Origin of the sequence: Bartonella rhinolophi, from assembly GCF_036576165.1 — a bacterium.
Taxonomy (GTDB): Bacteria; Pseudomonadota; Alphaproteobacteria; order Rhizobiales; family Rhizobiaceae; genus Bartonella.
Map to the genome: position 1 here is coordinate 461,233 of NZ_JBAFWY010000001.1, position 23,205 is coordinate 484,437.

General features: G+C 40.4%; 21 protein-coding genes. 12 read left to right on the forward strand and 9 right to left on the reverse strand.

Going from position 1 to position 23,205, the window contains the following annotated elements; translation table 11 throughout:
• The first annotated feature begins 2 nt into the window (after window positions 1-2).
• A complete protein-coding gene (locus tag V5N67_RS01840; RefSeq protein WP_332060132.1) occupies window positions 3-1,010 on the forward strand; it encodes an HlyD family secretion protein in 1,008 nt (335 codons plus the stop codon).
• A gap of 230 nt (window positions 1,011-1,240) precedes the next feature.
• Here the strand turns inward: V5N67_RS01840 and V5N67_RS01845 are convergent, their stop codons facing one another.
• The gene (locus tag V5N67_RS01845; RefSeq protein ID WP_332060133.1) at window positions 1,241-1,525 is read right to left on the reverse strand and encodes a hypothetical protein; all 285 of its coding nucleotides are present in this window, start codon (window positions 1,523-1,525) and stop codon (window positions 1,241-1,243) included.
• Between the two features lie 242 nt (window positions 1,526-1,767).
• Between V5N67_RS01845 and ispG the strand changes: the two genes are divergently transcribed.
• On the forward strand, window positions 1,768-3,009 hold the full coding sequence (gene ispG, locus V5N67_RS01850) for a flavodoxin-dependent (E)-4-hydroxy-3-methylbut-2-enyl-diphosphate synthase (RefSeq protein WP_332060134.1): 1,242 nt from the start codon (window positions 1,768-1,770) through the stop codon (window positions 3,007-3,009).
• A gap of 89 nt (window positions 3,010-3,098) precedes the next feature.
• Here the strand turns inward: ispG and V5N67_RS01855 are convergent, their stop codons facing one another.
• The gene (locus V5N67_RS01855; protein ID WP_332060135.1) at window positions 3,099-4,001 is read right to left on the reverse strand and encodes a polyprenyl synthetase family protein; all 903 of its coding nucleotides are present in this window, start codon (window positions 3,999-4,001) and stop codon (window positions 3,099-3,101) included.
• A gap of 333 nt (window positions 4,002-4,334) precedes the next feature.
• Between V5N67_RS01855 and rpmF the strand changes: the two genes are divergently transcribed.
• Window positions 4,335-4,514 carry a 50S ribosomal protein L32 gene (rpmF, locus tag V5N67_RS01860; protein WP_332060137.1) on the forward strand — a complete coding sequence of 60 codons (180 nt, stop codon included), beginning with the start codon at window positions 4,335-4,337 and terminating at the stop codon, window positions 4,512-4,514.
• 681 nt (window positions 4,515-5,195) lie between these two features.
• Here rpmF and V5N67_RS01865 read toward each other — a convergent pair.
• The 3 genes from V5N67_RS01865 to V5N67_RS01875 form a co-directional block, all read right to left on the reverse strand.
• Complete coding sequence (locus V5N67_RS01865; protein ID WP_332060138.1) at window positions 5,196-5,780, reverse strand: CarD family transcriptional regulator; 585 nt, start codon at window positions 5,778-5,780, stop codon at window positions 5,196-5,198.
• A 308-nt stretch (window positions 5,781-6,088) separates the two neighbouring features.
• Window positions 6,089-6,427, reverse strand: coding sequence for a ferredoxin FdxA (fdxA, locus tag V5N67_RS01870; protein WP_332060140.1), 339 nt, complete (start codon window positions 6,425-6,427; stop codon window positions 6,089-6,091).
• Between the two features lie 16 nt (window positions 6,428-6,443).
• Complete coding sequence (locus tag V5N67_RS01875; RefSeq protein WP_332060142.1) at window positions 6,444-8,000, reverse strand: hypothetical protein; 1,557 nt, start codon at window positions 7,998-8,000, stop codon at window positions 6,444-6,446.
• A 548-nt stretch (window positions 8,001-8,548) separates the two neighbouring features.
• Here V5N67_RS01875 and V5N67_RS01880 point away from each other — a divergent pair.
• Window positions 8,549-9,460, forward strand: coding sequence for an RNA polymerase factor sigma-32 (locus V5N67_RS01880; protein ID WP_332060143.1), 912 nt, complete (start codon window positions 8,549-8,551; stop codon window positions 9,458-9,460).
• 221 nt (window positions 9,461-9,681) lie between these two features.
• On the opposite strand, the gene V5N67_RS01885 is transcribed toward V5N67_RS01880, so the two are convergent.
• A complete protein-coding gene (locus V5N67_RS01885; protein WP_442879222.1) occupies window positions 9,682-11,103 on the reverse strand; it encodes a M48 family metalloprotease in 1,422 nt (473 codons plus the stop codon).
• A 242-nt stretch (window positions 11,104-11,345) separates the two neighbouring features.
• Between V5N67_RS01885 and V5N67_RS01890 the strand changes: the two genes are divergently transcribed.
• The 3 genes from V5N67_RS01890 (at window position 11,346) to V5N67_RS01900 (ending at window position 14,302) form a co-directional block, all read left to right on the forward strand.
• On the forward strand, window positions 11,346-11,981 hold the full coding sequence (locus V5N67_RS01890; RefSeq protein WP_332060147.1) for a thiamine diphosphokinase: 636 nt from the start codon (window positions 11,346-11,348) through the stop codon (window positions 11,979-11,981).
• Between the two features lie 108 nt (window positions 11,982-12,089).
• Complete coding sequence (locus V5N67_RS01895) at window positions 12,090-12,473, forward strand: YMGG-like glycine zipper-containing protein (protein WP_332060148.1); 384 nt, start codon at window positions 12,090-12,092, stop codon at window positions 12,471-12,473.
• 5 nt (window positions 12,474-12,478) lie between these two features.
• Complete coding sequence (locus V5N67_RS01900; RefSeq protein ID WP_332060150.1) at window positions 12,479-14,302, forward strand: ABC-F family ATP-binding cassette domain-containing protein; 1,824 nt, start codon at window positions 12,479-12,481, stop codon at window positions 14,300-14,302.
• On the opposite strand, the gene V5N67_RS01905 is transcribed toward V5N67_RS01900, so the two are convergent.
• Complete coding sequence (locus V5N67_RS01905) at window positions 14,299-14,556, reverse strand: DUF2312 domain-containing protein (protein ID WP_332060152.1); 258 nt, start codon at window positions 14,554-14,556, stop codon at window positions 14,299-14,301. The genes V5N67_RS01900 and V5N67_RS01905 overlap by 4 nt on opposite strands.
• Window positions 14,557-15,396: 840 nt before the next feature.
• Between V5N67_RS01905 and V5N67_RS01910 the strand changes: the two genes are divergently transcribed.
• Window positions 15,397-15,891: a DUF1036 domain-containing protein gene (locus V5N67_RS01910; RefSeq protein ID WP_332060153.1), complete on the forward strand. Its 495-nt coding sequence runs from the start codon at window positions 15,397-15,399 to the stop codon at window positions 15,889-15,891.
• Window positions 15,888-17,324, forward strand: a complete 1,437-nt coding sequence (pyk, locus tag V5N67_RS01915; protein ID WP_332060155.1) for a pyruvate kinase — start codon at window positions 15,888-15,890, stop codon at window positions 17,322-17,324. Before V5N67_RS01910 ends, pyk begins: the two co-directional genes overlap by 4 nt.
• Window positions 17,325-17,529: 205 nt before the next feature.
• Here the strand turns inward: pyk and V5N67_RS01920 are convergent, their stop codons facing one another.
• Window positions 17,530-17,907 carry a cell division protein ZapA gene (locus tag V5N67_RS01920; RefSeq protein ID WP_332060156.1) on the reverse strand — a complete coding sequence of 126 codons (378 nt, stop codon included), beginning with the start codon at window positions 17,905-17,907 and terminating at the stop codon, window positions 17,530-17,532.
• A 12-nt stretch (window positions 17,908-17,919) separates the two neighbouring features.
• Entirely contained in the window at window positions 17,920-18,195 is a 276-nt protein-coding gene (locus V5N67_RS01925) for a DUF4164 domain-containing protein (RefSeq protein ID WP_332060158.1), read from the reverse strand.
• Window positions 18,196-18,530: 335 nt separating this feature from the next.
• On the opposite strand from V5N67_RS01925, the gene tkt reads away from it, so the two are divergent.
• The 3 genes from tkt (at window position 18,531) to V5N67_RS01940 (ending at window position 23,107) form a co-directional block, all read left to right on the forward strand.
• On the forward strand, window positions 18,531-20,537 hold the full coding sequence (gene tkt / locus V5N67_RS01930; RefSeq protein ID WP_332060160.1) for a transketolase: 2,007 nt from the start codon (window positions 18,531-18,533) through the stop codon (window positions 20,535-20,537).
• Window positions 20,534-21,541: a type I glyceraldehyde-3-phosphate dehydrogenase gene (gene gap, locus V5N67_RS01935; protein ID WP_332060161.1), complete on the forward strand. Its 1,008-nt coding sequence runs from the start codon at window positions 20,534-20,536 to the stop codon at window positions 21,539-21,541. Before tkt ends, gap begins: the two co-directional genes overlap by 4 nt.
• A 360-nt stretch (window positions 21,542-21,901) precedes the next feature.
• The gene (locus V5N67_RS01940; protein WP_332060163.1) at window positions 21,902-23,107 is read left to right on the forward strand and encodes a phosphoglycerate kinase; all 1,206 of its coding nucleotides are present in this window, start codon (window positions 21,902-21,904) and stop codon (window positions 23,105-23,107) included.
• Window positions 23,108-23,205: the final 98 nt, after the last annotated feature.

Genomic DNA, 23,205 nt, shown 5'->3' on the forward strand with positions numbered 1-23,205 from the left:
AGATGATAAGAGCACTGCGATCAAAAGCGACGATTGTTACCTTTTTATCGGGTATTATGGGCATTTTGTTGATTTTGTGGGCTTGGAGGCTTCCCCCCTTTGTCAGCACAATTCAGATAACGGATAATGCTTCAATTAAAGGCAATGTGACTCTTGTAAGCTCGCAGATTTCTGGGGTAATTGAAAAGATTTATGTTCAAGATTATCAAAAAGTTGAACAGGGAATGTTGTTATTTAAACTCGATGATTCTCTCTTTAAGCAACAGCTTGCGCAGGCACAGGCTATTCTTGATTCAAAAAATGCAAAACTTGCCAGTATTGTATTGCAAGCTCAGCTTTTGCAGGGGGAAATCAACAAAGCTGAAGCCGAACTGGCACGGTCTCAAACATTCTCTAATGTACTTCCTGGACATAACAAAAAATTAGGCTTTGATGGCAGTGCAAATTCAGGTTCTCGTTCTCTTGCACAATTATTGGAAGCACTGGATACAAAACGTCAATTGCGAAAGCAATTAGATCTTGAACGGCAAAGTTTACAGTCAGAAGTTGCAGGAGCAAGTGTTGGCGTTGAATTAGCTAAACTCAATTTGAACCACACGAAGATCGTATCTCCTAGAACGGGGTATATTGGAGTGGTTGGTGCACGGGTAGGGCAATATATTGTTCCTAATACGCAATTAGTGTCAGTTATTTCTGATGATATTTGGATTATTGCTAATTATAAGGAAACGCAACTGTCCAAAATGCGGGTGGGACAACCTGTTGTCTTTTCTGTGGATGCGTTGAATAATCAAAAATTAACAGGGCGTGTGGATCGTTTTGCACCTGCGACAGGTTCAGAATTTTCATTGTTAAAAACGGATACGGCAATCGGTAATTTTATCAAAATTGCGCAACGTGTTTCGGTTCGTATTGCTTTAGATCCTGGGCAAAAAGGTGCTGAAAAGCTTATTCCTGGTATGTCTGTCGTTACATATGTAGATACTGCGCAGCGCGCTTCTGGAGGTTAAAATTTTGGTTCTTTTTAGTTTGATTTTTATCCCATTTTCTTATAGCAAATGGGCGTTTACCTTAGAAGATTTTGTTTGGTTTATCATGATGCGTGTCATAAAAATATTATTTCTAAGCTGAAGTACTTATTGCTCAAAATACTTATATTTTTTGTGTAGTGTTGTTTTAGAGATATAAAAAATGCCCACTTTAAGGGTGGACATTACAAAGAGAGGGTGTTGGCGTGTTTTTATTTTTTACGTATCAGTAAAAAGCTTGCTAACGCTACGCTTGCAGCTAATGCAAGGGTTGTTTTAGGGTTTTCTTTTGCTTTTTTCTTCAATTCTGTTGCTTGCTCGTTTAAATGGAAAAGCGCATGGCAGCCTTTTTGTTTCCATGTGTCAAGCATATCAGAGATGTTATCAAAGCTGCTGTTGTGAGAGTGCCAATGATGCACGGGGATGAGTTCGTTTTTTAATTGTGCAATGCGTTTTTTAATTTTAGCATTTTTGGAATGAATCGAAAATAGACACATTTTTTGACTCCTTCATATTTTATACTATTTTGTTATCATTGGAATTGCTTTTGGGGTTTTGGTATAACGGCTTAAAAATTAAAAAGTTGCATGGAGTGCGCTGTTTCAATCATCCATGGGAACAATCAAGAGTTTTGGCTAAATGAGGTAATTTTTTTTCATTGTCTTTTTAAAAACTATACTTTGATAAGTGTTGCCATAATAATGATCGATAATGCAGGTTTTGAAAATTTGAGGACTTGATGAGCACAGCGTATTATTTATCTAAACCTTTTGAACGCCGCCGCTCTGTTGCTGTTGCAGTGGGCGATGTCATTGTTGGTGGTCAGAACCCAATCGTTGTTCAGTCAATGACCAATACAGATACTGCTGATGTTGATGCAACTGTTGCACAAACCGCTGCTCTTTGGCGGGCAGGTTCGCAGTTGGTTCGAATAACTGTTGATAGGGATGAAGCTGCTGCTGCGGTGCCAAAAATACGGGAGCGGTTAGAACGGTTAGGTATTGTTGTGCCGTTGGTGGGCGATTTTCATTATATTGGTCACAAGCTTTTAGCAGAACATCCTGCTTGTGCTGAGGCGTTGGCAAAATATCGGATTAATCCTGGAAATGTTGGTTTTGGTGCAAAAAAGGATCGCCAATTTGCAGAAATTATCGAGATTGCTTGTCGGTATCGTAAATCTATTCGCATTGGTGTGAATTGGGGATCTCTTGATAATGTGTTGTTGACACAGCTGATGGATGAGAATGCTCGACAAACAAACCCCTTATCTGTGGCTGCGGTCATGCGGGAGGCTGTTGTTCAATCAGCCCTTCATTCAGCTCTTTGGGCTGAAGAGATGGGGCTGGGACGTGATAAAATTATCCTTTCTGCTAAAGTGAGTGATGTACAAGATCTTATTGCGGTTTACAGTAGTTTGGCAGAACGTTGTGATTATGCGCTTCACTTGGGATTAACAGAAGCGGGGATGGGGACAAAGGGTGTTGTTTCTTCTTCCGTCGCTTTGGGAATTTTATTACAGCAAGGGATTGGGGATACAATCCGTATTTCATTAACACCTGAACCTGGTGGAGATCGGACACGGGAAGTAAAAGTTGGTCAAGAACTTTTGCAGGTGATGGGGTTTCGGCAATTTTTACCTGTTGTTACTGCTTGCCCTGGGTGTGGTCGGACAACTTCAACAGTTTTTCAACAATTGGCACAAAAAATTGAAGCCGATTTATGTAAAAATATGCCAGTGTGGCGTGAAAAATACCCTGGTGTTGAAGGGTTGAAGGTTGCAGTGATGGGCTGCATTGTTAATGGACCTGGGGAATCAAAACATGCTGATATTGGAATTTCATTGCCCGGAGTGGGTGAAAGTCCAGCAGCGCCCGTCTTTGTTGATGGGAAAAAAGTAAAGACTTTGCGTGGTGACCATATTGCTGAGGAATTTGAATCAATACTTGGTGATTACATTCATACACGTTTTGGACAAGGTTGAAACAAAGATAAAGGTTTGTTTTGCTTGATTCTTTATGCTTGCATATCTTTAGGTGATGTGCTTGTGTTTTTATGTTTGCACGATCGGTATTAATTTTTGCGTGTTGCTATAAAACGGGCTGCTTGTTGGAGTGGTTTGGCGTTAGTCCCAAAAGGGTCTAGAAGCGATTCTGCTTTAGCGATGAGTGTGTCGCGTTGCTTTTGTGTTTCTTGAATGCCATAAAGATGAACGAAAGTGGCTTTTTGTGCTGCTTCATCTTTTCCAGCTGTTTTCCCTAAAACTTCAGTGCTGGCAGTGACGTCAAGTAGATCATCTGCCAATTGAAAAGCAAGACCGATATATGTGCCAAAATCAGCAAGTGTTTGGACCAATGTTTTGGGAGCATTACCGATGATGGCTCCTGCTTGACAAGCAAAGCTTATAAGAGCGGCTGTTTTCATATGTTGCAGAGTGATAATACTGTGGCGATCTTGAGGTTTTTTTTCTGCTTCAAGGTCGAGCATTTGTCCACCTACCATGCCACCAAATCCTGCTGATTGTGCAAGAGCTGTGATGAGATTTATTCTGGTTTCACAAGAAAGTGCACAAGCTTTGTTTGCAATGATTTCAAAGGCAAAGGTCAAAAGGGCGTTGCCTGCTAAAATGGCTGTGGCCTCATCAAATGCTATGTGGACGGTGGGTTGTCCGCGTCGGAGTATATCGTTATCCATGGCAGGAAGATCATCATGAATGAGCGAATAACAGTGGACACATTCTAAAGCTACTGCGACGTCGAGGGAGTGTTCAACAGGAGTGCCAAAAAGTGCAGCACTTTGAATAACAAAAAAAGGACGTAAACGTTTACCACCATTGAGTGCACCGTGACGCATGGCTTTTATTAAAATTTCAGGACGGCTTATTTCGCCATTTTGGACTTCATTATTTAACAATGTGTCAAGCCGCTTTTCAATGGTGTGGCAGTGTTGTGCAAGAAGGGTGGTAAATTCGTTCATTCTTGCTTCCTTTATTTTTGCAAAATGAGATTCTGGAGTTTGGAGCGTAGCAGTTGTAGCTGTTTCTTATTTTAATTAATCTGCATGAGACCCTCATCCCCTAGATTTATTAAAAAAACAATTGCTATTTCAGTATTTCTACACAATACTGTTTGATACTTGTATGCACTGTATGCAGTCGTTTTATTAAAGCAAAACAAAAAATTGCATGAAAGTCTAGTCAAAAGGTTTTAATCAGTGTATAGGTGAAACAAATTTTATAATGTTATTTGATAAGGGCTGTGTTATTTTTGATGCTGCCTGTTTTTTTTAGTGGATTTGGAGTATCTCTTTATGGCTGTACCTAAACGAAAAACCTCTCCATCAAAGCGGGGTATGCGTCGTTCGGCTGATGCCCTTAAGGCGCCAGCTTATATCGAAGATAAAAGTTCTGGTGAATTGCGTCGCCCTCATCACATTGATTTGAAAACTGGAATGTATCGCGGGCGTTCAGTTTTGCCTGCTAAAGATTGATATTTTAATCTGGCTACCAGTAAGTGGAATACTTACTTGATTGCACGGGCAAAATAGGTGTGTGACACCTCCCCTTTTAACTGTTTTTGAGGGTACTCTTTATTGAGATGGGGAATTTTGCTCGTGTGGGGTATGCTTTTGTTACTTCGATAGATGTTTGAATGATGGCTTGCGCAGCTCATGCGGGGTATCTGTGAGTAGCTAGTTTGGTAAAAGTTTCTGCTAATGTCGATGAAGTCTCATTGAATAGCGGAATTATCTTCCTCGATAATGTGATTCTGTACAGATGATTCGAACGAGAGCCCGCGCAGTTGCGTGGGAGGGTTGCGTGTGGCAGGCTTGGTAAGAGGTTGCTGCTAGTGCGATGATATCAGCTTAAATAAATGAGTTTTCTATTTTCTAATAATATTTAATATTGAATAAAGAGAAACAAAAAGAAAATTCGAAATATTTATTTAATGATAAAAGATAAAATCGTGTACTCAACCTCATAGACACATTGTGGCACAGAATCACCCTATGGAGAATGATGCAGATTTTCTACAAAACATTCTTTTATCCCTAAAAATTCATTGATAATAAAGTTCATTCTCGCTCTATTGCATTTTATTATCAAAGAATCTTAATCATTTGAATGTTCTGTTAACGTTGCCCGAAGCTGTAAAATCTTCTGTTCATTTATCATGCAGCATAAACGGTACTACTACCCGCATTCGTCTCATCTATTTTTGCTTTAAATTCGCGCTTTGTTCTATTAGAGAGATGCATTTCTATGAGATTGATGGCTTCTGTTTCAGAAAGACCATTGGTAACAGCGATTTCACGAGCCATACGATCAAGTGCAGCGGTGTAGAGTTGCCGTTCAGAATAAGATTGCTCAGGTTGTAGATTTGATCGAAAAAGATCGCGTACCACTTCAGCAATACAAATGAGATCTCCTGAATTGATTTTAGCATCATATTCTTGAGCACGGCGTGACCACATTGTCCGTTTAATACGTGCTTTTCCTTGCAAAATTTTCAGTGCGCGCTCAACAGAAGCAGCGGCAGATAATTTACGCATTCCAACAGAAATAGCCTTTGCAATTGGTACTTTTACATCCATTTTATCTTTTGCAAAATGAATGACAAAAAGTTTCAGCTTGTGTCCTGCAACTTCTTGATCCTCAATTGCTATAATTTGTCCCACTCCATGCGTAGGATAGACGATGTATTCAAAGGTTGAGAATCCTTTAGCATTGGAGGAATCTTTCTGTTGGGATGCCATATCTTAGTTTACTCCCTTAATGGCTAACAAGTATATCGAAAAGCAGACTAAAAGCCTGAATGCTGAGTGTTCTTTGACTAAGTATATTATATACTTTAGTGAGCATAAAAGCTGAGTACTTTTAATTTCAACAGCAACCCCTTTGCTTCATAATAGAAAAGCAAAAAAAATACTTAGAAAGATGACGACGTTAAGTTAACACTAACATCCAAAATAAAAAAAATCAATCATTTCGCCCAGATTTTTTATCTTTACATAAAATGAATTAAATCTTTGAAGAAACTGTTATATGTGTTGTTGTATAATTATTATTCGCCGCTTCCAGGATTTTTTGAAAAATACTTCTCTAGTTTATTTGGAACACCGTCCATTTCTTTTGCTTGAGGAAGAGGGTCTTTTCGAGTGGTTAAATTGGGCCACTTTGTTGCATAATGTAAGTTGAGCTCTAGCCATTTTTCCAATCCTGGCTCTGTGTCAGGTTTAATGGCTTCTGCTGGGCATTCAGGTTCGCAAACACCACAATCGATACATTCATCAGGATGAATGACAAGCATGTTTTCGCCTTCATAAAAGCAGTCAACAGGGCAAACTTCGACGCAATCAGTGTATTTGCAGTGAATGCAATTGTCGGTTACTACATAGGCCAAGATCAAACTCCATTTTTCATTTTACTGACCTTTGAAAGGAAGTATTAAGTGTGTTTTTTTCATTTGTGAGCTGATCACGCAACGCCATTAATTTTGCAAAAGGCGAATCAAGGTTAGGGCGTTTTTCTTTTTGAGATGATTTATTATGTGGGCGTTTAGTATGGGATTTGTTGGATTTATAAAAGTGCTTAGCATGTGATGCCGCTTCTTGAGAGGTGTTTTTATTCACGTTGCTTTCTTGTTTAAAAGATTTTTTGTGTTTGTTTTTCCATCTTTGTCCAGATTTATCACGGTTTTTGTGAACATGCTGGTAACGCCATAGTAAAATAACTTTATCTTCTGTTGTTGTATGTTGTTGTTGAGAAAAATTGCCAACGGGTTCTGCTGCAGGTAAGCAATCTGTAGAACAGGATTGTTTTTCAATGTCAGAAGGTACAGCTTTTTCTTCTTTCTGTGCGGTTTCTTGTGCGCTCATTTTTTTCCATTGATCGCCAACGCATTCTGCTTCAGGAACTTCTTGTGTCATTGTGCACGCAGGCAGAGAGACATTGTTTTGAAGGAGATTTTGTTCAAAAACGGCACTACTACAAGGGTGCGATTGATAGCCAAGCCCTTTAAGAATTTCTTCCATATCAGTTCCGTTAGCACCAAGAATAGACATCATTGTTGGAGTGACAAAAAAACTTTTTCCATCATAAGCTCCATTCGGCCTTGGCTCGACTCCTTCTTGCCAATTAAGTGCAGAACGGATAAGGTTGGCAAGACGCTCTAAAATATCAATTCGTACTGCGCGATGCCCTAAAATACGATAACCACCTAACTGGTAAAATTGGCGATTATAAGTAGGGTTAAAAATCAAAGAAGTTCGTCCAGAAGCGAGTGCAGAAAAAATTTCATTTAAACCCGTTTGGTCACATCCTTTATTTTGAAGATTCCACAATAACGTAATTGCTTGGACGGGAGTTGGTTTAAGCATTGCAGCAACATAAATATGAAAAGCACCAAAGCGAACACCAAGCCGTCGTAGCACTGCGCGCGATTCTTGATCGAGGCTTTTAACAGTGTCAGCGATTGTTCGACGCGGTAAAATCCCTAAAGAGTTGACAAGTTGTTGTGCAAGATTGCTTGTTAAGCCCGTTAAGGTATCGGCATTGCGCAAATCAAACAAGGGTTTTAAAGCGGTTTCAAAATGAAAGGTTACAAAACGCTCTAATCGTTTTATGACGTTTTCGCGCGATTCTCCCGTTAATTGTGTGTCCGCTAAAAGAATGGGCTTGGGTTTTAAAAAATCCTCGGTTGTGACAAGTTGCCCCACAGGTTGACCAATCCAGCGCACAATACCATCAAAGCTGAGTGTAAAATCTCCATTGGCAGAAGCACAAAAACGTGTTGCACGTTTGTTAAAGGCAGTAATCAGACTTTCATTATCTGGCAAATTTTGTGTTTCAGCCGTTTGATCGGTGTTGTTTTTGTTGGCGTAAAAACGAAAACCTTCAAATTTACCGCTTCCATGTTTCTCAATAAAAATATCATCTTGAAGAATATCATTCTGTTGAACAATCTTGCTATCCATGATCGTTTTCTTTCTCAGTGCTGTTCTGGTAAAAAGCTTATTCCCGACAACTCTATAATTGTGCTGCTCCTTTAGCACGTTTATTGCATTTTCTTCAATCATTCTTGTTACTTTTTGCCATTTTCACTTTGGATGTTTCTTTTTTTATTCAGTTTGGTTGCTTTATGTGCATTTAATTACACTTATTAGTTGTATTATAGGGCTAAAAACATAAAATGGATGATTTATTCAACGGTAAGTGAGCTGATGGTTAAATAAGAGAGAAGCTCTTTTGTCGTTTGTGCTGTGAAGATGTGAAGAGAGAGCCTTTTTACGCATTTCTTGAGGGAAAACCATACTTAAAAACCATACCTATATTGCTGTTTTGTTTGGAAATTCATGTCGTCGGATCAAGAAGTTTTACGATGATAATAAAAAAACAATTGCGATTATAAAAATACACGTTAAAGTAGTGTTATAGTAATAAACAACTTTTACGTTCTTTTTTTAAAGAACGGTGGTGTCGTTACCAAAATCAACTTTGATAAATTTAATCGCAAGGGGTTATTATGGGTAATCTTTCAAGTGCTGTTTATAAAAGCAGTAAAAATTACAGCGATGCGGACAAAAGTTTAGGACGCAATATGATGCGTTCTGCTATGCAAGCGCCTTATCTTGAACGACAAAAAGAGCATGATTTAGCTCTGCGGTGGAAAGACAAACATGATGATGACGCCATGCATCAAATTGCCGCAGCTCATATGCGTTTAGTGATTGCGATTGCCAATCGTTTTAAACGCTTCAAAATGCCATTGGGAGATTTGGTACAAGAAGGCTATGTAGGGTTATTGGAAGCTGCAACGCGTTTTGAGCCTGATCGGGGAGTACGTTTTTCAACCTATGCTACATGGTGGATACGTGCTTCTATCCAAGATTATATTTTACGCAATTGGTCTATTGTTCGAGGAGGAACCAGTTCTTCACAAAAAGCACTTTTCTTTAATCTCCGCCGTTTGAGGGCTAAATTGGTGCAAGATGATAGCGCTCTGACAAAACAGGATGTCTTTCGTATGATTGCTGAAAAACTTGGCGTTTCAGTTCGTGATGTTGAAACAATGGATTTCCGTTTTTCTAGCTCTGATAATTCATTAAGCGTTTCTATTTCTGAAAATGGCGACAATTCCATTGCTAAAATGGATACTCTCGTGGATGATAATCCTCTTCCTGATGCTCTCATTGAACAAGTCATTGATGGTCAGCGACGAACACAATGGCTTTATGATGCGTTACAAATCCTTAATGAGCGTGAACTTGAAATTATTCGTTTCCGTCGCCTTAATGAAGAAGGTGCGACTTTAGAAGTTTTGGGTGAAAGGTTGGGAATCTCAAAGGAGCGGGTACGGCAAATTGAAGCGCGGGCTTTGCAAAAATTACGCTCTGCTTTGCTGACTGCCAATTCAGTAGATGCTTATGATGTATAAGTACTTTAGGTTTTTTGGGGAGATAAAATAAAAGGAAGATTGTGCAAAATACAATCTATTTGGCAAACATTTGTCAGACTATTTATGGGGTAAGTATGGGGTAAGATGGTACCATAAGCCAATGCATAGAAAATGTTATAAAGGTGTTATAAATGCACAAAAGTGTCATGAAAATGTCATGAAAGTGCAGGGGAAGATAAAGAAGGAGAAAAAAGCTGCACTCACTCAGCAATAATTTTTACACGTGTACCTGCCTGTAAGGTTTGGGTGGGTGAAAGTGCATTAAGAATGCGGAACAGTTTTTCTTTGTGTGCTGTATCTTGCATTTTTTCAGAAAGGTTTGCGACATCCTCTCCTTGTTTAACGCGAATGACGCGAATTTTCAAGGGTTTTAGTGTGCTTAACTGTGATGGTGAAAGAGGGTGAAAACTTTGAACAGTTTTGTTGGCAATAGCCTCAAAATTTTGAAAATGGTGAGGAGCAGCAGTGAGAAAGCGGAAGACATGATTATTAAATATAATGACGACCACATCAAATTGCCATTGTTCATTGGCAGCATAGGCATGAGCTCCAGACAAGCCTTGTATTGTGATTGGATGGACAGATGATTCATCCAGCCCTACAACCCATCCGCTTTTTAAGTAATCGGTTGCAGATATGTTTGCAGGAAGTGGTACTGCGTCAAAACGAATTGCAATTTTATCTGGGCGACTTATTAAAACAGCGTGACCTGAATTGGTTATTGTAAAATCATTTGGAACAGAAAAAGTTACGCGCAATTGTGGATGAATAAAGCGGTTTTCTCGAACATAGCCTTTATGAAAATTTCCACCAAAAATCATGCCGTCAATGCTATTGAGAAAACTGTCGCGATCTGTATTGCCAATGTTGGGCGTACTAATTTCTTGAGCTTTTTTTATAGCAAGATGAATCCGTTGTGGGGTTGTTGGATGCGTTGCTAAAAAGTCTAATGAGGTATTTTTTGTTCCTCCCAAGGTATTGCGAAAAGCATTATAGGCTTCCAGAGATTGTAAAAAGCGTGGTGATGCAAATGGATCATATCCAGCACGGTAAAGCATTTCGATAGCAATCGAGTCGGCTTGCAGTTCCTGATTGCGTGAAAACTGTGCCAGTTGTTGCTTATTTTTCATGGTATCTTGGTGTTTGGTGTCAGGATGCGATAACAGATTGGTGTTCTTGTGATTCGCGCGCTTTAATTCTGCCTTTTTTTGTAAACGCAAAATGCCGTGATTGGCTACGATATGTGCTATTTCATGAGCTAAAACTGCTGCAACTTCTGAAGAATCATTGGCTAATGCGAGCATGCCGCGTGTTACGTAAATATAGCCGCCCGGTAGTGCAAATGCGTTAACATTTTCCGAGTCTAAAGTTGTAACATGATAGGTTTGGTCAGAATTTTTTGAGGCAATAGTCAATTTCTGCACAATTTTTTCTAACATGCGCTCAAGCTTTGAATCATGATAGGCGCCGCCATATATTTGCAAAATGCGCGGGTGTTGTGTAGCACCCAACGTCGCATAGACATTATTTTTGTTGGTGTGCTCGATTCCTCTTGGTGCGTTTGCAGAAGATGATGTATCGCTTGAGGGAAGAGGCGCGTAACAGGCAGAAAGAAAAAGCATTAAGTTTATCAAAGATGCTTTACAGATTTTCGCGCGAAAAGGGGATATTCGTTGAAAAAATCTGATGCCTTGGATCATTGTGCGCCTCGTTTGCATTGCAGTTTTATAAATTTTATGCGTCTTGTTTTGTCTTATTGTGCATCTTTTACAGTCAAGAATCTTGTTGGGAAAGACTTTTTGGCTGTATCATGGTTGTTGTTTATAAAAAGGTGATAAAAACGATATGAAAGGTGTAATATGTTATGACAACATTTACAATATTGTTAAATGGAGATGTTTATATTACGGATCGTTTGCGCAACCAAATAAAAAAGAGTCGAGTCATTGCCGTTGATGGTGGAATGCGTCATGCTGCAGCACTGGGTGTGATGCCTGAGTTGTGGTTGGGTGATTTTGATTCCTCTGATCAGGCTTTAATGTGCAAATATGGAGATGTTCCTCGCGAGGTTTTTTCTTCGGATAAAGATATGACCGATGGCGCGTTGGCATGTGAAAAAGCGCTGCAAAATGGCGCTAAAAAGCTGATTTTATGTGGTGCTTTTGGAGGCGAAAGAAGTGATCATAGCCTTTCTCATATGACGCAGGCACTGGCGATGGCAGAAAAGGGTATTTCAGTCTTATTAACCAGTGGCTATGAAGAAGGATGGCCACTGTTGCCAAGACCTTTTTCATGTGATTTACCTGATGGTTGCCTTTTTAGTATCATCGGTTTTTCTGATCTGCAAGGATTGACTTTGTCGGGTGCGCAATGGTCACTGGATAACAAAAATGTGCCTTTTGGATCCTCTTTAACACTTTCTAATCGTATTTGTGGAACATTTTCTTGCTATCTGTGTTCTGGAAAAGCTATATTGTTGGCGTCTGTACCTATTCCATAAAGCTCTTTTGGTATATTTGGAAAAGGCAAGGGGTAGCAGAGTAATAAGTACTGGCATAAATAATATACCTTGTATTGTTACTTTAACAAAAGGAAGGGTTTTTTTTATATGTTAAAATCAATTTTGAAAATAACAGCTGTTTCAGCTGTGGGTGTCGGTTTAGTTGCTTGTTCTTTGGATGAGCAAAGAGTTGCAGGTTATGGCGTTGGAGGAGCTGCACTAGGCGCCTTGGCAGGAACAGCAGTTGGAAACTCTCCTGATGCAGCGCTTACGGGTGCAGCACTTGGTGCGGTTGCAGGTACAGTAACGGGTGTTGCTGTAAATCAGAAAAAACAACAATCTCAAATTGTCGTTCAGCAACCACAAATGTGCACTTATCGTAGCCGGAGAGGGCGTATTTATCAAGCACCTTGCCCTCAGACACCGCAGACACCACAATTGTGCACCTATCGTGGTCACGCAGGTGCATTGTATCAAGCACCTTGTCGGTGACATTGATGACAGTGCCGCTGCTGCGGCTTGATGATGTTTTCCTCACCTTTGGGGCAACTCCCTTGCTCAACCAAGTTTGCTTATCGGTGGAGCAGGGGGCGCGTATTGCGTTGGTGGGCCGTAATGGATGCGGAAAATCAACACTATTAAAAATTGCCGCTGGGATGATAGAACCCAGTGGGGGAGAGATTTTTTGCCACCCTCGGGTAAGGGTTCGTTATGTATCGCAAAGTCCTGATTGTTCAGGAGAAGGAGACATTCGTGCCTATGTGGAAGCGGGGTTGGATAATGCACCCGATATACAATGGGTCAACACACTTTTGAGCAATCTTGGCTTTTCAGGGACAGAAAAATTAGCAACGCTTTCTGGTGGAGAAAAGCGGCGCGTTTCATTGTTACGGGCGATTGCTGTGAAACCAGATGTTCTTCTCTTGGATGAGCCAACCAATCACCTTGATTTGCCGACCATTGAATGGCTTGAAGGCGTCTTATGCTCTTTGCGCTCGGCAATTGTGGTGATTTCGCATGATCGGCGATTTTTGGAAAATGTTACGCGTTCAACGGTATGGCTTGATCGGGGCACGACAAAAAGATTGGAAAAGCGTTTCTCAGAATTTGAGAGTTGGCGTGATAAGGCTCTCGAGGAGGAAGCACTCAAACAGCATAAATTGAGTCGACAAATTGAGCGTGAAGAACAATGGTTGCGCTATGGCGTGACAGCTCGGCGTAAACGTAATGTACGACGTTTGAGTGCGTTAAAAGAGTTACGAAAGTTTCATCAAACATATAAGGGACCCACTGGAAGTGCACTTTTGGCAGCTGCTAAAAGTCACGATTCAGGTCAATTGGTGCTTGAAGCGAAGCAGATTTCAAAATCTTATGGCGATCGTGTTATTGTGAAAGATTTGTCTTTGCGTATTCAACGGGGGAGTCGGATTGGTTTGGTGGGTCCCAACGGTATCGGAAAGACAACATTGTTGTCCATTCTTATTGGGCAGGAAAAGGCTGATAGTGGAATGGTAAAGCATGGATATAATCTTTCCATGGCATTGCTTGATCAACAGCGTATTTTAAATGCAGAGGAAACTTTAGCACAATATTTAACAGGTGGGCGAGGAGATACTCTTCTGATCAATGACCAAGAGCGCCATGTTGTTTCTTATATGAAGGATTTTTTGTTTTTACCTGAACAAGCGCGTATGCCAATCAAAGAATTGTCAGGTGGAGAAAGAGCCCGCTTAATACTCGCTCGACTTCTTTCAAAGCCTGCAAATTTTTTGGTTTTAGATGAGCCAACCAATGATTTGGATATGGAAACATTGGATTTGTTGCAAGAATTTATTGCCGATTTCACTGGAACAGTATTGTTGGTCAGCCATGATAGGGATTTTTTAGATCGAACTGTGACCCATATGTTAGCTCCCCATGGCGATGGTCTTTGGGTTTTGTATGCTGGGGGCTATAGTGATATGATGGCGCAGGGCAAGAAAGAAGCATTGTTGCAGCGCAAAGAGCCGTTGAAGCCTCATAGGCAGAATCATAAAAAACGCGTCTGTGCACCAGAAAAAACAGCGCTGCGTAAATTATCTTACAAACAGGTTTATGCACTGGAAAAACTCCCCAAACAAATCACTGTTTTGCAAAACGAAATTGAAAAAATTGAACAAGAACTCTCTGATCCAGCGCTGTATCGCTGTGATAAAGAGCGTTTTGAGCGTTTATCAACAGCGCTGAAAGAGAAGAAAAATTCTTGCATGCAAAAAGAAGAAGAATGGTTGGAACTTGAACTTTTACGTGAAGAAATAGAAAAGGAAACACGTGCACGCTAATTCATGCCGAGTGCATTTTTATAAAGTTGAATGATTGCTTCTTCTTCAAGTCGTTCATGGTCTTCTTTTTTGCGCAACCTTATGATGCTTCGAACAGCTTTACTATCAAAACCAGACCCTTTAAGCTCAGCATAAACCTCTTTAATATCATCAGCAATAGTTTTTTTCTCTTCTTCTAATCGTTCAATGCGTTCGATAAAAGCACGCAATTGGTTTACCGATATGGCTTGTGTTTGATCAGTTACTGTATCCATTTATTTTTCTCCAGATTTTGTTTTAAGCTGTTTTTGTACAATAAATTTGTGTGAGGATATTTGAAAAACAGAAAATAAATCAAGCTATATCGCTTTTTACAAATTGACTCTTGAGACCAATAGTAAAATATTTTCTGCGCTTCTATAACCAAAGTTACAACGATATAAGATATTTTTTCTTCGCCTTCTTCTCCCCTTTTACTTCTCCCATATGATTGATCAAAATTGGTTTGTTTTTGAGAAATTCAATCAATCCATTGTTTTCATGACCATGAAATAAAAAAGAAGAATTTGATAGATTGCTCTTTAAACAACTTTGATCGATTGTCTTCTTAATAACTTAAATCCTTTACTGTTGTTTTTATGCTTAAATGTTATTTTACATAAATTTCTTTATTTTTCAGGTGTATTTTTGAGATATTTCATTTGTTTAAAATAATATTAATTTATTGAAGAGTAATTGTTTTTACATTTGGAAAAGCATTTTGCTTATAGTGCTCAAACTGTGAAAAAGGTGTTACATGCAATATGAATAAAAAATAATTTTTTCATATTTTTTCCATAATATGCTCTGCATACTGCTTTTTTAATCGTCTTTTACTGGTATTGAGCATCTGGAGTGTTTTATCGTATAAATTTTTATGCAGTAAAATATTGTGCAATAAAATGTTTTTTAGAAAAAATGTTTTGTAAAAACTTTAAAGTATGCACGTTGAAAAAAAGGAGCACTAAAAGGCAGAAAACATGAGGATATATCTGCATAAATGGAAAGACCTTTAGAAAAAGAGCAAAAAAGATATATATTTTATTTTCTATAATTTACGTCATAAAGGTGGTTTTGTGGTTGCCGAAAAACAAGAATGGGTGTTTCAAAAAAGCGTGAGAATTTTTCTTTTGAGTGTTCTCCTTTTGCTCTTGGTGATTGGTTTTGCAAAAGCCAATTTTCGAGTTTGTAATATGACCCAGCAGCCTGTTGGTGTTGCCCTTGGCTATCGTACAATTTCAGGCTGGGTGAGCGAAGGATGGTGGATGGTTCCAGATACTGAGTGTAAAACTTTGATCGAGGGACCTCTTTCTGCACGATTTTATTATTTTTATGCTGAGGGTGCACAGAAAAAAGGGAGTTGGCTTGGTCGTGTAACTATGTGTGTGCAAGATAGCCAATTTATTATTCAAGGGGTTCATGATTGTTTTGCCAGAGGATTTCAAAAGGCAGGGTTTAAAGAAATTGACACAGGCAATCAAACCAATTGGATGGTGCAGTTGACTGAAAAATCTTTGTTTAGTGATTCAGTTTTGCATCCCTCTACTTTTACAGGAGTTTCTTCGCCGTGAAGTGTGCTCGTAAAGTAAAAATTATTGCCACTCTTGGTCCTGCTTCTTCTTCCACTTCGATGATTGAAAAGCTCTTTAAAGCAGGGGCTGACGTTTTTCGTCTTAATATGAGTCACATTGACCGTGAAACAATGGTTGATTTGGTGATGCGGATACGCGATGTTGAAAAAACGGTTTGTCGACCAATCGGCATTTTAGTTGATCTACAGGGTCCAAAGTTGCGTATCGGTTGTTTTGCCAATGGTCAAGAGGATTTGGTTATCGGGCAAAAATTTACATTAGATGATCGTGATGTGCTAGGTGATGCACAACGTGTTTTTTTCCCACACAGGGATGTTTTAGCAGCTGTTAAACCAGGGGATCGGCTGCTGATTAATGATGGAAAGCTGGAACTGTGTGCGAGAGTGTGTGATGGTCATTCTATTGAGTGCCATGTGGTTGCTGGAACCCATATCTCGGATCGAAAAGGGGTAAGTCTTCCCGATACAGTTTTGTCTTTTAGTTCGTTGACGTCAAAGGATAAGGGGGATCTTCAAGCTGTTTTGGAACAGCCAGTTGATTGGGTCGCACTTTCTTTTATCCAGTGCCCAGAAGATATTCTGGCAGTGCGTCAATTGACGAAAGACAAAGTGTCTTTAATGGCTAAGATCGAAAAACCTCAAGCCTTGGAGCGGATAGAAGAGATTATTGATGTTTCCGATGGCATTATGATTGCACGGGGAGATCTGGGTGTGGAAATGCCGTTGGAGAGGGTTCCTGCTCTTCAGATGGAGCTTATCAAAGCGTGCCGTTTAGCCGGAAAGCCCGTTGTTGTGGCAACACAAATGCTCGAATCCATGATTACATCATCTGTTCCAACGCGTGCAGAAGTTTCTGATGTTGCTACGGCAGTTTATGCAGGAGCTGATGCTGTGATGCTGTCTGCTGAATCTGCATCTGGTCATTATCCTGAAGAGGCAGTGCTTATGATGGATCGAATCGCGCGCAAAATTGAACAAGATCGCACTTATGCAGCAATGGTTGGTGCGCAGCACCCTGTGCCAGAATCAACAGGAACAGATGCAATTTCTCTTGCAGCACGACAAATTGCCGAAACGCTTCAGTTGGCTGTTATCATTGCTTATACTGCTTCAGGTACAACGGGTGTGCGTACATCTCGTGAACGCCCAAATCAACCCATTATTGCTTTATCACCTATCGTGGAAACAGCGCGACGATTGGCTTTAGTGTGGGGGCTTCATTGTGTGGTTACTGAAGATGCACGAAATTTAGAGGACATGGTTGATCGTGCGGCAGCCATTGCTTTTCAAGAAGGCTTTTGTTGTGGGGGCGAGCAATTTATCGTTACAGCAGGAGTCCCATTTGGAACGCCTGGCACTACGAACCTATTGCGGATTGCGTCTGTTTCTCAAGATGGTACAAAAGCTGTTTAACACAAATGTTCCTTTTAACACAAATGTTCCTTTATCGCATCCATCGTGGAAACAGCGCGACGATTGGCTTTGGTGTGGGAGTTTTTATGGTTGGTGCGAAAGCAATTTTGCCCTTTCTTTAAGGGCGTTTTAGCGTTTTTATTGTTGCGGCAGTTAGCACAATTCTTTCATAAATTATGTGCGTCTTTAAGAATTGAGGATACATTTATACCGTTTCTTTATTTTGAAGATCTGTGTTATTTTGGGTATCTGTGAGCAATTGATGGGTGAGCTTTTCAATCCGCTTAGTTGTGTCTTGCATAATTTTGCTCATGGCATGGTCTTTTTCGGTTTGTTGTTGCAAAAGTGCCTCGTAGTCTTTTTGTAATTGTTTCTTTTCTCGTTTTATTTCTTCCATTTCATCGATAATCATGATACCAGCCATGACAGATAAACGATGATCACCGATTTCACCAAAGTTTTTCTTCAAATGTGTGATATACTGATCTAATTGAGCAGCAAGCTCAATGAGATGGTGCTCTTGTCCTTTATCGCAAGCCATACGATACATTTTACCGTCAATGGTGACCGAAATGGTTTCCATGCACTCAAACCTTTATCTATCAATTACAATACGAATTGTTTCCATTGCTTTAATCAACCGCTTGGAAACTTCTTTGTTTACTGTCTCTAGCCGTTCTACATGAGCTTCGGCTTTATCAAGTGCTTGTGCAAGACGACTACGATCAGCATTCATCCGTTGAATTTCTTCTTCCCATTCATTGTTCTTATCAATAATAGTGTTGCGGTTTATAACGGTGATTTCTAAGGTCCTTAGTGCTTTTTCCAGTTGTTTTAGTGCGTGGGGTAGAACTGTGGTTTCTTGATTCATGATGCTTATATCCTTTGAATGATTGTATTTTGTATCAATCTTTTATGCAAAAACGAATCATTTATTTTCTTTCTTTGCGTGTATTTTACTTTTAAATATGTAAGATATTTTAGCAAGAAAAGCAGAAGATACATGTTAATTAAAAGCTGGATTTTTTAAAAGTGTTGGCATAAATGGTTATGTGCATAAAGAATATGTGAGAGCAATGAACTTAAAATATGACAAAAGGTACTTTTTCGTCACAAACAATTTAAACAGAGAAATGAGTATTTCTTAAGAAATTTAAGCAAATAAAAAGTAATCAAAAAACGATTTTAAAAAATGGTCTATCATTCATGACAAATACCCAACAACAAAATCAGATGGCCAATGCTATCCGTTTTCTTGCCATTGATGCGATTGAAAAAGCAAATTCTGGTCATCCTGGTTTACCAATGGGGGCAGCTGATATTGCTACTGTTCTTTACACAAAATTTCTCTCCCATAATCCTAAAAATCCCCGTTGGCCTAACCGTGATCGCTTTGTGCTCTCTGCAGGGCATGGCTCTATGCTCCTTTACGCTTTATTATACCTTTCCGGTTATGAAGATATCTCTCTTGAGGATCTTAAAAATTTCCGCCAAATAGGATCCAAGGCAGCTGGACACCCAGAATATGGGCATATTGCAGGAATCGAAACAACCACTGGACCGCTCGGGCAGGGATTGGCAAATGCTGTGGGTATGGCTCTTGGTGAGCGCTTGTATCATGCGCGTTTTGGCGATTTAATTGACCATTATACTTATGCGCTGGTTGGGGATGGGTGCCTCATGGAAGGGATTGCTCAAGAAGCAATTTCACTTGCGGGGCATTTGAAACTTCATAAGCTTATTGTTTTGTGGGATGATAACAATATTTCAATCGATGGCGATATTTCCCTTGTTGATAAGACAGACCAGATCGCTCGTTTTAAAGCGTCAGGTTGGAATACACTCAGAGTCAATGGGCATGACCAAGCTGCAATCACATCTGCTCTCGAAGCTGCACGAACTTCTGATAAACCAACTTTGATTGCTTGTAAAACAACGATTGGATTTGGGGCGCCAAATAGAGAGGGAACCAATAAAGCCCATGGGGCACCTTTAGGAACAGAAGAAATTGCTTTAACCCGTGTCTCCTTAGAATGGAAGGCAGCACCTTTCGTTATTCCAGCCGATATTCTTGATGATTGGCGTTTAGCAGGTTTGAGTGCTGCTAAAAAATGTCAAGCATGGGAAGAAAAATTGGCAAATCTTCCTGTGTCAGAGCGGGTGGAGTTTGAAAGGTTGATGCGAGGCGATCTTGTTGGTGGGCTTGATGATGCTATCGATGCTTATAAAAAGCAACTGATTGAGGACTGTCCCGTTGTTGCAACACGTAAAGCTTCTGAAATGGCTCTTGAAATTATCAATGGGGTTGTGAGCGAAACCATTGGTGGCTCCGCCGATTTGACAGGCTCTAATAATACAAAAAGCAGTCAGATGAAAGTGATCTCTGCAGACGATTTTTCAGGGCGCTATTTGCATTATGGAATCCGTGAGCATGCAATGGGAGCAATTATGAATGGTCTTGCTCTTTATGGCGGATTTATTCCTTATGGCGGAACCTTTTTATGTTTTTCTGACTATATGCGTCCTGCAATGCGTTTGTCGTCTCTTATGGGGTTACGGGTTATTTATGTTATGACCCATGATTCAATCGGTCTTGGTGAAGATGGTCCTACTCACCAGCCCGTAGAGCATTTGGCTGCATTGCGCGCAATGCCCAATCATTTTGTTTTCCGACCTGCGGATGCTCTGGAGACAATTGAGTGTTGGCAATTGGCTTTGAAAGCACGCAAAACGCCTTCTACTTTGGTTTTAAGCCGACAAAATTTACCACTCTCGCGTCAAGACTATGACGAAGAAAATCTTTGTATGCTGGGTGCTTATGAGTTATTGACAGCAAGCGATGATGCTCAAGTGACTCTGTTTGCTTCTGGTTCAGAAGTGCAAATTGCAGTGAAGGCGCATGCTGTATTGGAAGCAAAAAATATTCCAACACGTGTGGTTTCTGTGCCTTGTTTTGAATTGTTTGCTCAGCAATCTCCCTCTTATCAGCGTGCCTTGGTTGGTGATGCGCCCATTAAAATTGCAATCGAAGCTGCAGTTCGGCAAGGATGGGATCGTTTTATTGGTACTGAAGGTACCTTTATTGGTATGGACGGATTTGGTGCGAGTGGGACGATCGATGCCCTTTATACGCATTTTGGGATTACTTGTGAAAGTGTGGTAAATACCGTTGAAAAAGAGCTTGAAAAAATGAATGAGGAAAATGTGAAATGACTGTTCGCGTTGCAATTAATGGGTTTGGTCGTATTGGGCGCAATATTTTGCGCGCATTTGTGGAAAGTGGTCGACAAGATATCGAGATTGTTGCTGTTAATGATTTGGGATCGGTGGAGACCAATGCACATTTGTTGCGCTATGATTCAGTCCATGGACAGTTTCCCAACACCGTGAAAGTTGTTGGTGATGCCATTGATGTCGGGGGTCATTTGATAAAGGTTATCGCAGAGCGTGATCCTGCAAAACTGCCTTGGAAGGATTTGGATATCGATATTGCTTTAGAATGTACAGGTATTTTTACTGCGCGCGACAAAGCAAGTGCTCATCTGGATGCAGGTGCAAAACGTGTTCTTGTCTCTGCACCTTGTGAAGGGGCAGATCTCACAGTGGTCTATGGGGTTAATCATCAGTCTTTAAATAAACAACATCGGGTTGTTTCAAATGCTTCTTGTACAACCAATTGTTTAGCACCTGTCGCGCAAGTGCTGCATAGGGCAATTGGAATTGAAAAGGGCTTTATGACAACTATCCATTCTTATACTGGCGATCAACCTGTGTTGGATACAATGCATCGTGACCTTTACCGTGCTCGTGCGGCTGCTCTTTCTATGATCCCAACCTCTACAGGGGCAGCGAGAGCCGTGGGACTGGTTTTGCCAGAGTTAAAGGGGCTGCTTGATGGTGTGTCAATTCGTGTTCCAACTCCCAATGTTTCCGTTGTTGATTTGACATTTACGGCTAAGCGTTCCACAACGGTTGAAGAAATTAATACCGCTATTGCCGTTGCAGCACGAGGACAGCTTCAGGGCGTTTTGGATTATACAGACGAAAAGCTCGTGAGTTGTGATTTTAATCATAATCCACATTCAGCTATCTTTCACAATGATCAAACGAAGGTGATTGATGGGAAACTTTGTCGTGTTTTGGTTTGGTATGATAATGAGTGGGGCTTTTCAAACCGCATGGCTGATACAGCTGTAGCTTTTGCCAAGACAATGTAAAAAAAGAAAGTGTAAAAAAGAGTGTAAGAAGAAGAATACTCAGGATCTTTTTTTTACAACAGAAAGCGCAAGCTTTGTGGCAGAAGAGCCAAAATGTCGTATTTTTGAAAAAATGAGTGGCAAGGGATGTTATTTTTAAGGGGTGTTATTTTTTAAGAGAGAAGATATTGCTTAAAAAGCAGCATCCCAAAAAGTGAGATCTTAACAGAATAAAGTTTAAGAGGGTGCAAGGGTTTTAAAGTTTGGGAGGACGCAGGGGGTTGAGAAAACGCAGGCTATTGCAGATCTTGGTTATTGAAACAAAAGAGGGGTTGGTAGGTGCGTTTGTTTGAAACAACAGAAAGTGAAAAGGGAGCAATAATGAGTTTTCGTACACTTGATGATGTTGATGTTGCTGGAAAACGCGTTCTCGTGCGGGTAGATTTTAATGTGCCAATGTCGCAAGGAAAAGTATGCGATCAAACGCGCATTGAGCGGCATAAAGAGACACTTATTGAACTTCAAAAACGTGGTGCTAAGCTGATTCTTCTTTCCCATTGTGGTCGCCCCAAGGGGCAGGTAGAGCCAGAATTTTCATTGCGTCCCGTTGTTGGGGTGCTGGAAAAAATAATTGGTCAGCCAGTTGCTTTTGCTACCGATTGTATCGGAGAACCCGTGCAGATAGCAATTGAGATGTTGCGAGATGGTGCTATTTTACTGCTAGAAAATGTCCGTTTTCATTCAGGTGAAGAAAGGAATGATTGTCATTTTGCTGAAGCTTTAGCACGTAATGCAGATCTCTATGTTAATGATGCTTTTTCCGTTTCTCATCGTGCTCATGCTTCGGTGGAGGGAATAACGCGTTTGTTGCCTTCTTATGCAGGACGCTCGTTGCAGCGTGAATTGCAAGCATTAGAAAAAGGGTTGGACAATCCGACACACCCAGTGGTTGCTATTGTTGGAGGCGCGAAGGTTTCAAGTAAGCTTTTTGTGCTCAATCATTTGGTTGAAAAGGTTGATTATTTGGTGATTGGCGGCGGCATGGCAAACAGTTTTTTAGCTGCGCAAGGTATCCATGTTGGCAAATCACTGTGTGAACATGCATTGCTGGAAACGATCAAAAAAATCATTGAAAAAGCGTGCAAGTGCCAATGTAAGATTTTATTACCTGTGGATGCGATAGTTGCGTTTCGCTTTGAAAAAGATGCGCCGCATCGTCTCTATGATATTGAAGATATTCCTGAAGGTGGGATGATTCTAGATATTGGGACGCGCTCTGTTGCTCATGTCAATGCAGTGATTGATGAGGCTGCTACCCTTGTATGGAATGGTCCTCTTGGTGTCTTTGAGATGCCCCCTTTCGATCAGGGAACGATTGCAGTTGCGCACCATGCAGCAGAATGTAGCCGGAAAGGGCAGCTGGTTTCAGTCGCTGGAGGGGGAGATACGGTTTTTGCACTCAATCATGCTGATGTTGCTGATGATTTTACTTATCTCTCAACTGCAGGAGGAGCTTTTTTAGAGTGGATGGAAGGTAAAGTGCTTCCTGGTATTTTTGCTCTCATGCAAGAGAAAAGGAAAATTTAAAAGTCGTATTATGGCGTGGGGATAGCTTTTGGGGAATGGATGGATAAGGCATTTTTCGGGATTCTTCTCTTTGTGCGGGGTATAAGGGCAGTTTTACA